The sequence below is a fragment of the Pseudovibrio sp. Ad13 genome (assembly GCF_001623225.1).
Classification (GTDB): domain Bacteria; phylum Pseudomonadota; class Alphaproteobacteria; order Rhizobiales; family Stappiaceae; genus Pseudovibrio.
Map to the genome: position 1 here is coordinate 324963 of NZ_LMCC01000017.1, position 13018 is coordinate 337980.

Sequence of the window (13018 nt, forward strand, 5' to 3'; positions counted from 1 at the left end):
GATACGCAAAAACAAAGGCTAAAGCAGTTCAGGTGTTTCAACTTAAATGCGAACTGCTTTAGGCGCGTTCTTGCGTCTTGGCTTCCAGAGTTTCCTTCACGGTTGTTGCAAGCTGCTTGAGTGTGAACGGCTTCGGCAGGAAGGTGAAACTCTCCTCAGCTGGCAAGTTCTTCTCAAACGCATCCTCAGCATAGCCAGAGATAAAGATGATCTTCAGGTCTGGACGCGTCTTGCGCAGCTCAATAAGCAGGCTTGGCCCATCCATTTCCGGCATCACCACGTCAGAAACCACAAGGTCAATCGCCCCGCCTGTTTCTTCCATCACTTCCAATGCTTCAGTGCCGGAACCTGCTTCATAAACCTCATAGCCGCGGCCACCTAATGCACGTGCGGCGAAGGCCCGTACAGCCTCTTCGTCCTCAACAAGAAGAATGGTTGCAGAACCAGTCAGGTCAGCCTCTGTTACTTCCTGTTCCGGCTTAACCTCAACCACCTCTTCCTTCTCAGTGGAGATGTGACGCGGCAGGAAGATGCGGAACGTGGTACCCACACCAACTTCACTGGTGCAGAACACATAACCACCGGTCTGCTTCACAATGCCATAAACAGTGGAAAGCCCAAGCCCCGTTCCTTTACCAACATCTTTGGTCGAGAAGAACGGCTCAAAGATTTTGTCCATCACGTCCTGAGACATGCCATGGCCATTATCAGCCACCTCGATCAGAACATACTCACCCGGTGGCATACCGCGCGTGTTCTCGTAGGTTTTGGAAACAGCCTCTTCCACATTAAGCGTGCGGATGGAGACTTCGCCTCCACCTTCCATCGCATCACGGGCGTTCACGGCAAGATTGACAATCACCTGCTCAAGCTGGTTCACATCCGCCATCACAGGCCACAGCTCCCGGCCATGTACCAACTTCAGCTCAATCTTCTCACCAAGCAGACGGTCCAGCAAAATGGAAACATCAGCCAGCACATCCGCAAGTGCCAGCTCTTGCGGGCGCAAGGTCTGACGGCGGGAGAACGCAAGCAACTGACGCACAAGGCCAGCGGCCCTGTTTGCATTCTGCTTGATGTTCATAATGTCCTGGAATGCCGGATCTGTTGGGCGATGACTTGCCAGCAACAGATCAGAGAACCCGATAATCGCGGTCAGAACGTTATTGAAATCATGAGCAACACCACCCGCCAGCTGACCGATCGCCTGCATCTTCTGGCTCTGCGCAAACTGCGCTTCAAGAGCACGCTGCTGCGTGGTTTCCAGCACATAGATCACCGCAGCATCTTCACCGGCCTGACTGTCCTGCACTGCAGAAACGTAGAAGGTCGCGGAGCGCGGGTCGCCATTGCCTTTGAGTGAGACGTCAAGCGGTGCAATCTCACTCTTGCCCAGCGCCGCTTCTTCCAGCGCACTTTGCAAAGCAACGCGATCAGTTTCAACGACAAACTCGGTGAGCTTCACATCCTTGCCAAGGCCTTCACCTTGCTCGAACAAGCGCATGAACGGGCCATTGGTGCGTTCCACAAGACCATTCTTGTCGATAGAGGCAATCGCAACAGGCGTATTGTTGAAGAAGCGTGAGAAGCGCACCTCTGCAGCCCGCAGCGCCTCTTCATCATCATTGCCCGCAGAGCGATTGATCACAAGTGTACGGCTGTCGCCAGCAAGCCCATCAGCTCCAAACGGCACACGGTGTACAAGGCGCACAGGCAGCCCGGTGCCGTTGCGGGTCACCAGATCAATATCAAAGCTCTCGGTCTTAACTTCACCCTCAGAGCCCAGCAGCGCCTCAACAAGAGCTGCCCCTTCTCCGCGCACGATGTCTTTCAAAGACAGTTCGCCGGAGATGAATTGGGTCAGATCATAGCCAAGCCAGTCAGCAAGTGTCGCATTCAGGTAGACCAGCTTGCCAGTGCTGTCAGAGGAGAAGAACCCGCAGGGCGCATGGTCAAGGAAGTTGATAACTCTCTGCAGCTCCTGGAAGGAGTTTTCCTGTTCGGTACGGTCACGGGTGATATCAGAGACCTGCCAGATGGTAATGCCGCTTTCAACACCAACCGCTGCATCCTGATCCAGCGGCCGAACGCTGATGCGATACCAACGAGCCCCGCTGGCAACCTCACCAACCGCATTCGGCAGACGCACTTCTTCTGTTGCATATCGTCCGCTCCGCACCGCTTGCGACAGCCGGAATATGGCATCAGCAGCGTCCGGGTCTGACGAAAACACCCGCTCCACCGTGCGCACATCCGCAGGTCCACGCGCACCCGTCAACTCAGCATAGGACTGGTTGGCGTAGATGATGCGGCCATTATGATCAGCCAGCAGAACACCATCATCCAGCGAATTCATGAAGGATTCAGCAAGTGGATTGCGATGGGTTTTGGAGATGAACCGTAAAAGGCCAATGGCCATAGCGAAGAGAGAGAACACCCCGACAACGGCCAGAACACCCAGGAGCCCCAAAATATAGGGCTCCGCCTGTTCCTTGCGCATCAACGCGAAGGCGGCTGTCGCTGCAACAAGGCCTAATGCAAGCAGCATCAAGGCCCCAAGGCTGCCTCCCTTGTCTGTCCTGTCTATCACCGGCTCAGGTCGCCGCGCTTCGGTCTTCGTCATCTTACCCTCTCTACGGCTGCCCCGCAGACGATTTGACTCCATCGCGCCATGAGAATAGTCCGCTCCAAAGCCGACACTCCGACACGCATGTGCCGTTAAGACCGCCAGCTTTTCTTTTTACGCAGCTGCATGACATAACCAATCACCTTAGCAACCGCGGCGTAGTGCTCCTCAGGCACATAATCATTCAATTCTATCGTTGCATACAACGCACGTGCCAGCGGTGGGTTCTCCACGATCGGCACATCGGATTCCTTCGCAACCTCTCGTATGCGGAGCGCCAGTTCATCCACCCCAAGCGCAACACATTGCGGTGCTCCCATGCCCTCTTCATAACTCAGGGCAACCGCGTAGTGGGTCGGGTTTGTAATAACAACCGTCGCATCCGGCACACTTGCCATCATTCTGTTGCGTGAACGCTGAAGGCGCAACTCTCGAATTTTGGCTTTAATCTTGGGATCACCCTCAGATTGCTTGTATTCCTCTTTCACTTCCTGCTGGGTCATCTTTTGCTTTTCGAACCATTTTTTCCGTTGCCACACCAAATCGGCTCCGGCAACAACAGTCATAAGCGCAAGAATTGCTCCAATCACCATAATAGCAAGTTCGCGGACCTCCTCCAGCACAAGGCCCGTTTCTCTGAACACCACTGTATCCAGACGGTCTCTTTCCGGCCACAGCACCAGAAAGACTACCACAGCAACCGCGATGATCTTCACGAGCCCTTTCAGAAAGTTCGCAAGACTGTCTTTAGAGAACAACCTCTTCATTCCTGAAAGCGGCGAGATCTTGTTCAACTTCGGCTTCAACCGTTCAGCTGTCCAAAGTGGTTTGTGTTGAACCACATTGCCAACAACGGCGAGCACCAGAAGTGTGAGCAACGGCAGTGCCACCACACCAAGTATTTCAGGCCCAGTTATTTCTAAAAGGAAAACAAGAGCACCCGGATCAACAGCAATCGTGTCTGCATGGGCAAAAAAGCCCTTTAAAATGGTAGAAATGCCCCCAACCATCGCAGGCGCGAGGAAAGAAATCACCAAAGCGGTCCCCAACAACGAGAACCAGGCACTCACTTCCTGCGATTTCGGTATGTCCCCTTTCTCGAATGCATCATCGAGCCGTTTTTGGGTGGGGTCCTCGGTTTTCTCCGAATCGTCGGTATCTTCAGCCATCACATCCCTCGTTAATTCAGCAGGAACGGCTGAAGCGCATTTCGGAACTCCGTCAGGTAAAAACCCATCAGCGTTGAAAGCAGCAGCAGGAAGATACCAAACCCGATCAGAATATTGACCGGCATGGCGATGAAGAAGATTTGCATCTGTGGCATCAGCTTATTCAGCAGACCCAGACTGAAGTAAAACACGATCCCGACAACAATGAACGGCGCACCCATGCGAAGTGCGACAGAGAACATGTGCGACACCGTCGCGATTGCCTGCGCTGAGAGGTCCCCAACCGGCAACGGATTACCGGGGGGAAACAGCGTGAAGCTATCCTGCATGGCCTCAATCATCACATAATGCAGGTTGGTCACAAACACCATGCAGATGCCAAGCACGTTCAGGAAGTTGCCCATCAACGCGCCCTGCTGACCAGAGTTCGTCGCATCGCCGCCCATCGCAAAGGCAAGGCCGGACTGGTTGGCCATGATCGTACCAGCAGTAGAAAGGGCGTAGGAAATCAGCTTCATCGACAGACCGATGAAGAACCCCACCAAAAGCTCCCCGCCCAGCAAACCCAGCAGGCGCGGCAGACTGCTCATGGCATCTGGCGGATAAAGATCAGCATTGATGGGCGCCAGCACGTAGGTCATCAAAAGTGCAATGGTCAGGCGGACACGGACTGGAATGAAGGATTCGCCAAAGGCAGGCACGAGCATAAACATTGTGCCGATGCGCGCAAACATCAGCAGGAAACCCATAACGATCACCGGTAGGAAATCCAGATTGACCGTCACAAATTTGCCCCCAGAATGCGCGCCGCCCTGCGCTGTATCTCGCTCAATATCCGGAGATAATCAACCCGGCAATGCGGTTTGTAAAAGAATTCATCAACTCCCCCATGAAAGGAAGTGTCACGAGCAACGCAATAAAGATACTCAGGATCTTAGGAACAAACACCAGCGTCTGCTCCTGAATTTGTGTCAGCGCCTGAAACAGCGCCACAATCACACCAACCAGAAGCCCGATAAGCATCACAGGAGACGACACCAGAATAAGCGTCCATATGCCCTCGCTGGCAATATCCAGCACTTCTGCTCCGCTCATCCTGCTTTAACCACCCTCTCGCTCATCATCTTGGCACTGACACATATAGCCAAGCTGTTAGATTGGCATCCGCATAATTTCTTCATACGCAGAAATAACGCGGTCACGAACCGAAACGACGGTCTCCAAAGCAAGTTCAGTCTCAGCAACCGCTGTCACCACATCCACCACATTGGCTTTGCCCTGCAACAGGTTAAGGGACTGCACGTCAGCAACCTGACCGCCCTCATTTATCTCGCTGATCGCAGACTGCACCATATTGCCAAAAGCACCGCTTTTGTCACCAGCCTCACTGGCAGCTTCGAGTAGATTGCTCAGTTTTGCTGTGTTTGCATAAGCACTTGCAGCAATAGAAGCATTAGACATGATTGTATCTCCTTCCGGTGTCAGCCAACCGGTCATCAACCTCTAAGAATATCGAGCGTTTTCTGCATCATGGAACGTGAAGACTTCACCACATTCAGGTTCGCTTCATAAGAGCGGGTCGCTTCCTGCATATCCGCCATCTCAACCAGCGTACTCACATTCGGCATCTTCACGTAGCCTTTGTCATTCGCAGCCGGGTGGTCCGGTTCATACCGAAGCTTGAACTCGCTCTGGTCTTCACGCACCTTGCCAAGCTTCACCAGCTCAGCTTCCACCTTGCTGTCAAAACTGTTTGTGAATGTGGGAACCTTGCGGCGATATGGATCCTCGCCCGGTGTCTGGCCGGTGGAATCAGCGTTGGCAATGTTCTCCGCGATCACCCGCATGCGACCTGTCTGAGCCTTCAGCCCGGACGCCGCGATAAACATCGACTTAATAAAATCCATGGGTTCCTCCCACATTAACCCCAGCGCTCATCACACCAAGGCAACTGCTCTCACTCATCGTCTCAGCGCGGTCTTGAACATGCCAAGGCTGCGCGTATAAAGGCTTGTTGCTGTCTGATAGTCGATCTGGTTCTCCGCGATCTTCATCATCTGCTCTTCAAGAACCACACTGTTGCCGTCTGGAGTTCTTTCAAAGCTGGAAGCCTTGCTTACTTTCGTCCCGACACCAGCGCTGATCCCGCCACTTGTAATGTGCCCGGCATTTGTCGCTACAGGACGCAACGCACCAGATCCAGCCTCGGCCTGGACCATGTCACCAAAGCTCAGATCCTTCAGGTCCTTGCTGCGGTAACCAGGCGTATCTGCATTGGCAACATTTTCAGCCAGTACACCCTGACGTTGTTGGTGCCATTGCATCTTTTGGCGCAACGCCTGAAACATCGGAAGATCAGTTAAGGCCATCTGACAGCACAACCTATGAGAACAGATTTGGTAAATTAAACTAGGTAGAAAGTGCCTAGGCAATGGTTAACAAAATGTTAACATTAAGGTTCTATTAATATTTACACACCGAAGAATCCTTAAAAAGCAGAGCACTACCGAAATTCTGAGCGCATCAGAGCACTGAAAAGAATCATGGGCTTTAGCACCTATTAAGAATTGTGGCCTGAGAAGTGGAATATTTTGCCGAGCCAGCAAAATTCACCCGTCCAAAAGTGCAATTTCGTGATTTTCGCGTAAAAACTCGGGTAACGCCACCAACTTCATCCCTGTGAACTGTTCATTCTATATAAACTATAGGTTACAAATGCGCGCATGAGTTAATGCGGGGATTCGTACCCCAATTCCGGGCTGTTTTATCAAAAGAGCAGTTCGCTGAATGCTGAATACGAGTTGAGGAACATTCATGCCTGACTGGCTGGCCCAAACCACTGGTATGTCGCAGGGAAGCGCACAGCTTCTTGCTGTCGTACTGGCGATGTTGATTATCGCGGTTCTCATCGCGGTCTGCATTCCGCTTTTGAAGCGCTTAGCAAGAACCAGTTACAAGGGGTCGCGAAGTCGCCAACCTCGTCTTGCAATCATGGATGTGACCGATATCGATGCGCGGCGCAGATTACTGCTTGTCCGCCGAGACAATGTTGAGCACCTCATCATGATTGGGGGCGCCAACGACGTTGTTGTTGAGCAAGGCATCATTCGTGGCATGCCGGTCTCGGCCCCGCCTCGCGGACAGATGTTTACAGGCAATGGGCAAGTCGGCACCACACCGGCAACACCAGAACAAACGCCCTCTTCAGAAGAACCAACAGCACGCCTGAACTGGGGTGAAGACACCGCGCCTGTAACGGCAGAGGTAAAACCTGCACCTGCAAGTCGCCCAGCTCCAAAGCAGCAGCCTGAAGTAAAGGCACCTGCACAACCTCTCGCAACAGCACCTGCCCCGGCGCCAGCAGCAATCAAAGAAAAAGTTGCTACTATGCCTCAGGCAGCGCCAATCCCACAAGCTGCAGCAGCAGGGCACATGGCATCTGCGCGCCCGGTAAGACCAGCTGCCCCAGCATCAGCACCAGCATCAGCAGCGACACCAGCAGGTAGACCAGCCGCTTTGCAGACGCCAACCATCGGCGGCGCACGCGGCGTTCAAAAAGTAGCGGCACGCCCAATAACAGCACGCCCGTCTCCAGCGCGTCCGGCCTCACCACGCTCACTCAGCCCCTCTCAGCCAAGCCCAGCCGTGAAGCAGGCGGAGCCGATTGCGCCAGTACCAGAGAAAACTGCAGAAAAGCCTGCACCTAAACCGGAAGCGCCACAGCCAGAAGCACCGGCAGCATCCAAGCCTATTCCAAAAGCGGCAATGAAACCGCCTTTGAACGGTCCGGCAGCGAACGCAGCAAGTGCTTTCATGCGCCCTCGGGTAACTGAGACGCCAGCCAAAGTGCAGGAAGAGAAGAAAGACGCGCCAAAACCTGAGGCTGCTGCCGAAAAGCCTGTCGCAAAAGCTGAAGCTGCCGCCGAAAAGCCTGCGCTGAAGCCAGAAGAGACAAAAGCTGACGCAGCACCAGCAGCTATTCCAGCTGAAAAAGCAGAGGCAACGCCAACACCTGCTGCAGAGCAGAAGCCCGAGCCAGCCAAGGCAAAGGAAAAAGCCGCCAGCAAAGCAAAAGCCAAGAAGCCAGCTAAGCCGGAAAAGGCACCTGAAGCTGAGAAACCAGCAAAGCAGGAAGTGAAGGCAGAAAAGCCGGTAGCTTCCGAAGCTGCTCCTAAAAAAGCAGAGAAAACATCACCTAAAGATGATCCCAGCGAAGCTGTAGATGGCATCGCAAAGGAAATGGCAGACCTGCTAGATGACATTGAGGCCAACACAAAATAATTTAGCAGGAATGGTGAAAGCAAAGCTGAGCGAAAACAAAGGCCGATTGGGGCTTTTGGGTTTCGCTCTCTTGCTTTTCTGGTTCGGTCCTGCTGCTGCTCAAAGCATTTCAATTGATTTTGGAGGCGGAGAAGGCAACTCGGTAACAGAGCGTGCTGTTCAGCTGGTCATGCTGCTCACAGTGCTCTCACTGGCACCGAGCATCCTGATTATGGTGACAAGCTTCACACGTATCGTTGTGGTTCTTTCACTGCTCCGCTCTGCAATCGGGCTTCAGACTGCACCACCAAATGCGGTCATGTTATCCCTTGCCATGTTCCTGACAGCCTTCGTCATGGCCCCAGCCTTTGAAACTGCATGGGATCTGGGCGCAAAGCCCATGATTGAAGGCACCATCGACCCGCAAGAAGCATTCAACCGGGCATCCGAACCCTTTCACGAGTTCATGCGTCAACAAGTACGCGAAACTGATCTCCTGCTCTTTCAGGAACTCGCAAAGGCCCCTGCCCCGGAAACTCCTGAAGAGCTGAGCCTGCGCGTTCTCGTACCAGCCTTCATGATCAGCGAGTTGCGCCGCGCCTTTGAAATCGGCTTCCTGCTCTACCTGCCGTTCCTCATCATCGATCTCGTGATTGCATCAGTCCTGATGTCCATGGGTATGATGATGCTGCCACCAATCGTGATCTCGCTGCCATTCAAGCTCATCTTCTTTGTGCTCGTAGACGGCTGGCAACTGATCGCAGGCAGCCTGGTCCGAAGTTTCGGCGGTTAGCCTCTTCCCCATTCAGCCAGACATCAAACAAAAACACCGCATGAAAGATCATGCGGTGTTAAAACTGCTTCACGACGAGGCTGCTTATGCAGATCCCTCTTTGGTATCTTCGGGATAGAGGAAAGCTTCCTCAGTCGGAATGATCGGCGTTGCTGAGAGATATTGACGTCTATACTCCTCAAGGAAGGACACCAGACTATCCCCGCCACCAATCGACTTGGCAACATTCAGGAACTCAACGCCGCGGTCATCAATAGGCCGCGTCACAATCTCAAATGTTTCAGCCTGCGGAGACTCGCTCATTTTCTGCGAGTATTTCTGCCGCAGCCGCTCAAGACCTAAGCTATCTTCAGCCAGCGTATAGGCAATCGCCGCGCGGATGACATCAACACGCTCATGGTCAGCAAGCGGCACTTCATCAGACCAGCGACTGCCGTTCATCTGTTCCAGCTGCTCACCAGCCTTCCGCCAGGACCGCGCCGACCAAAGCGTATCAGCCCGCAAACGATCCACGTCTGACCCAGACATGTTACGCACCAGCTCCAGAGCAAGATCAGGACGCCCGCTCTCACTCAAAGCACGCGCCTCAACAATATTTCGCTGGCGCTGCAAAGCAGCCGGCAATTGTCCCTGACGCGTTTGCGAAAGCACCCGCAGCGCTTCTTCCGGCTTCCGGTTCAGCAGATAAACAACAGCCAGATCAGCAGCGATCTGCGCCCGCGCAGCACCTTTCAGACGCTTGTCGATCTGATGCCGCAAAACAGAGGCTGCCTGATCCAGCAGGTCCATATCAATCAGACGACTGGCCAGCATCCGCGCCATCTCATCACCTTGACGACCAGCAGGCACCAACTCACGGAAATCATAAAACAACGCAAGCGCCTTCACAGGCTCCAGAGCTTGCGCCCTGCCTTCAAGGAACAGGGTTGCAAAGACAGAACCCATTTCCTGCTGAATGTTCGAGGTGATTTCTGCGCCTGCATCAGATTGCACAGCCTGAGACATCGCCTCAAAGGCCCGGCGGTAATTGCCTTCCTGCGCATGCAGCTGAGCCATCAGCCGCAAAGTCTTCAGCTCAGTTTCATCACCACGCCACGACGCAGCAAGCCCCTCCAGTTCGGAGAGAGCTTCATCCGCATCAATCAAACCATCCCGATACCGCAGCTTCACACCCAGGAACTTGGCTTCAGCAGCCTCCGGCCCATCACTGGAGCGCACCACCAGATCATACACATCCAGCGCTTCCTGCGAGCGGCCAGAAGCATCGGCAATCCGTCCGCGCAGCAAGTCATACTGAATGGCCTGCTCTTCATTCACATCAGAAGGCTCAATCTGCGACAAAGCCCCCAGCGCCCGACCATAGTTGCCAAGAGCCAGATGCGTCTTGGCAGCCGCAAGGTTGAAATACACCTGCAACATCACCGGATAATTGGCCATAACAGCCAGCCCGCGCCCAAGATTTGCATGAGCGCCCTGCCAGTCCCCTAAAGAGGAATGCGCAAAGGTACGCCACACCGCAGCATCAGGACTGCTGGCAAGTTCGGGAGCCGCAAGATATTCAAGCGCTTCACCTGGTCGCGACGCCAACATCTGCGCAGCGCCCATCATCACGTTGAAGGTGGCATCTTTCTCGATGAGAGGATCGTCCTCTTCCATGATGCGCAAGGTGCCAATAGCTTCCTGCGCAAATCCACTGGAGAGAAAAAACCGCGCCATATCCAGACGTGGACCACTCAACTGCTCCGGATCAGCCTTCGCAATCGCATCCTCATGCGCCCGAAGGCCCTGCATGTAATCCTCAGGCTTTTGCTGGTCCAGCTGTGCAAACTCAATCAGGCCGGGCTGTGTCGGGTCTTTAACATGAGCACCAATCGTCGTGCCTTTGGAAAGACCACGGTTCGAAATCTTCAATCCGTCAGGCCTGGAGATCACAAGATCTTCGCCCGACAATTCAACATCAATACCATCAGCACTCGGAACGACGGCAAGTCCCTGAGAGCTGCGCAGGATTTGAACCTGAGGGAACCGGTGCGACTTCAAAATTCCACGAACAGGCGCAGGACCGCTGACCACATAAATCCGGTCGCCGACACTCTTGTCAGTCAGCACATGCAATCGCCCACTCGCACCAAATGGCAAGCGCAGAACATTCGAGCCATCACCCTGCACATTCCGCTCAACATCAACCGGTTCAGTCTTTGTCGAGATCGACGGCCCTAGAGTGATCGCCCATGCATCATCCTGATACTCAATGGAGATCAACGTGGTCCGCTTCAGGTCAAACCGCAGCACCTGCGCGCCATCAACTTCATCAAGTTCCACCTTGCGCGCAAGATCACTCAAAACGGCTGGAATACCGCGCCCGTCCAGATGCTCCTCACTATCAAATACCGCCCAGACCTTTTCATCTCGGCGGAAAACAGCAGCACCAACCTCGTGCTCAAACGGAAACACCAGACGAACAGTATCACCAATACGATACGTCTCAACACCAACAACACGCGCTGCAGCGTCATTCTCTTCCTGAATAATTGTTTCAGCAGAAGCACGACGCGCAATCGGCAACTCCTCGTCTGCATCAGCAACAACAGCTGCAGCAGCCGGAACAGCATCAGCGCCCGCGCCTTGTTCAGATGCAAGCGTCACTGGTATCGAGGTCTGCCCACCTGCATTCACAACCTCGGCAATGAGATCGGTTTCCGGAATCACCTCAGCAACAGGTGCCACATCAGTTTCAGGCGCGGACTCAGGCTTCACACGGCGAACAGGTTGCGCCTTTACAACAACAGCTTCAACGGGCTCTGGCTCTTTGCCAACCTCAGCCTGCAAGTCTTCTTCCGAAGGTTTTGATAGGGGGATGTCAGCTGGAGCAGGCCTGTCAACCGGATCACCAATGCGTTCCAACTCCGGCTTCGCAACTGGCAACGGCATCTGCGGAAAATCAAGGCCATCATTCACGCTGGTTTGAGCAGTCTGAACAGGTTGAGGCGTCGGAAATAGACTGCCCGGAGCAGCAACCCGAGCCTGGTCAACAGCAGCAGACACGGCAGGTGCAATTGCAGCGGGTGCCGCATCTTTATTACCAAGCGTGTTTATGACATTCGAAGCGCCTTGTGGCACATCTCCATCGCCAAAAAGCTCATCGCGAATTTCAGAAACCCGAGGATCCAACTGGCCGATGTCTTCAGGCGTGACATCAACAATAAGCTGCTTCCCCTCCTGAAAAGATCGCACATCAACACTCGGATCAACAATCATGTTGAAGATCAGATCATTGTCGCGGGTTTGCGAGCCAACATCCAGCACAGTACCTGGTAGACTTGCTTTAAACTGAGACAAATCCAGATCAGCAGCCTGATCAAACTTAACGCGAATATTGTTTCCATTGCGCTCAAACGCACTGCCAACCTTCACATTCCAGTCGAAGATCAGGCGCGTAAATGTTGGATGTGTCCCAATCCGCAGCTTGACCTTGATCTCCTGATCTTCAAGCACGTTCGCTTCTTCCAACACACGAATACGCTCAAGCGCCTCCGCAGCCCGTCGGGCAAGCTCATCAACCACATCCTGAGGCAAGGACGGAGGACGGCCTTCATAATTGGCGGGAAGCAGATCAATAAAGAGCTTCTCTCCAGCTTCCATACTGTTGATGTTAACCGGCTGCCGCAATGCAAAACGCAGCGCAGCACCATCAGGATCAGCACGGGCAATGGAGATGTAGTCCATCAATGCTTCCGGCACATCATCAACATCCGCCGCAATGCCATCCGGAAAGGAGATGCGCAGGACACTGGTGGAAATGGAAGCTTCATAGGGCGGCAACAACGAGCGATCCGGGAACGTGATTACCATGCGGGCAAAGTTGCCGGTGTCTTCAACCTCAAGAACTGCAGAAGCTGGCTCGGCCCAGGCACTTAAAACACTGCCCCCTAAGGCAGTTGTGGCGAGCATGAAGGAGACAAGCCAAGCCTTACCCTTTACCCTCACAATGCGTGCTCCATGCAATGCACGGCGCGGCACAAAAGGTAAAGTGGCGCGCAGAAAGGAATGCTTCTGCTTATCTTTAAGGTCGCCCCCAAAATCGCCCATGCCTGAGTCTTACTCCTAAAATTAATTAGGTATCTGTAACAATTGGCTATTAACGCAAGCTTACAGACTCCTGAGCCAAGA

At 53.7% G+C, this 13018-nt stretch carries 10 protein-coding genes; 2 read left to right on the forward strand and 8 right to left on the reverse strand.

What is annotated here, in order from left to right:
* Positions 1 to 58: 58 nt before the first annotated feature.
* From PsAD13_RS21135 to flgB, 7 genes are all read right to left on the reverse strand, one after another.
* Positions 59 to 2623 carry an ATP-binding protein gene (locus tag PsAD13_RS21135; protein WP_063303470.1) on the reverse strand — a complete coding sequence of 855 codons (2565 nt, stop codon included), beginning with the start codon at positions 2621 to 2623 and terminating at the stop codon, positions 59 to 61.
* Positions 2624 to 2718: 95 nt separating this feature from the next.
* Positions 2719 to 3795, reverse strand: a complete 1077-nt coding sequence (flhB, locus tag PsAD13_RS21140) for a flagellar biosynthesis protein FlhB (protein WP_057462611.1) — start codon at positions 3793 to 3795, stop codon at positions 2719 to 2721.
* 11 nt (positions 3796 to 3806) lie between these two features.
* A complete protein-coding gene (fliR, locus tag PsAD13_RS21145) occupies positions 3807 to 4580 on the reverse strand; it encodes a flagellar biosynthetic protein FliR (protein WP_063319379.1) in 774 nt (257 codons plus the stop codon).
* A 43-nt stretch (positions 4581 to 4623) separates the two neighbouring features.
* Positions 4624 to 4890 carry a flagellar biosynthesis protein FliQ gene (gene fliQ, locus PsAD13_RS21150; RefSeq protein ID WP_057462613.1) on the reverse strand — a complete coding sequence of 89 codons (267 nt, stop codon included), beginning with the start codon at positions 4888 to 4890 and terminating at the stop codon, positions 4624 to 4626.
* Between the two features lie 57 nt (positions 4891 to 4947).
* Positions 4948 to 5256: a flagellar hook-basal body complex protein FliE gene (locus PsAD13_RS21155; protein WP_208986846.1), complete on the reverse strand. Its 309-nt coding sequence runs from the start codon at positions 5254 to 5256 to the stop codon at positions 4948 to 4950.
* A gap of 35 nt (positions 5257 to 5291) precedes the next feature.
* Positions 5292 to 5702 carry a flagellar basal body rod protein FlgC gene (flgC, locus tag PsAD13_RS21160; protein WP_108818255.1) on the reverse strand — a complete coding sequence of 137 codons (411 nt, stop codon included), beginning with the start codon at positions 5700 to 5702 and terminating at the stop codon, positions 5292 to 5294.
* 54 nt (positions 5703 to 5756) lie between these two features.
* Positions 5757 to 6164, reverse strand: coding sequence for a flagellar basal body rod protein FlgB (gene flgB / locus PsAD13_RS21165; protein ID WP_082827033.1), 408 nt, complete (start codon positions 6162 to 6164; stop codon positions 5757 to 5759).
* 445 nt (positions 6165 to 6609) lie between these two features.
* On the opposite strand from flgB, the gene PsAD13_RS21170 reads away from it, so the two are divergent.
* Both PsAD13_RS21170 and fliP read left to right on the forward strand, forming a co-directional pair.
* Positions 6610 to 8076, forward strand: a complete 1467-nt coding sequence (locus PsAD13_RS21170) for a flagellar biosynthetic protein FliO (protein ID WP_063319381.1) — start codon at positions 6610 to 6612, stop codon at positions 8074 to 8076.
* 10 nt (positions 8077 to 8086) lie between these two features.
* On the forward strand, positions 8087 to 8848 hold the full coding sequence (gene fliP, locus PsAD13_RS21175; protein WP_082830714.1) for a flagellar type III secretion system pore protein FliP: 762 nt from the start codon (positions 8087 to 8089) through the stop codon (positions 8846 to 8848).
* An 84-nt stretch (positions 8849 to 8932) separates the two neighbouring features.
* Here fliP and PsAD13_RS21180 read toward each other — a convergent pair whose 3' ends face one another.
* Positions 8933 to 12937 (reverse strand): hypothetical protein, encoded by a 4005-nt coding sequence (locus tag PsAD13_RS21180; protein ID WP_208986847.1) that lies wholly within the window; start codon positions 12935 to 12937, stop codon positions 8933 to 8935.
* Positions 12938 to 13018: the final 81 nt, after the last annotated feature.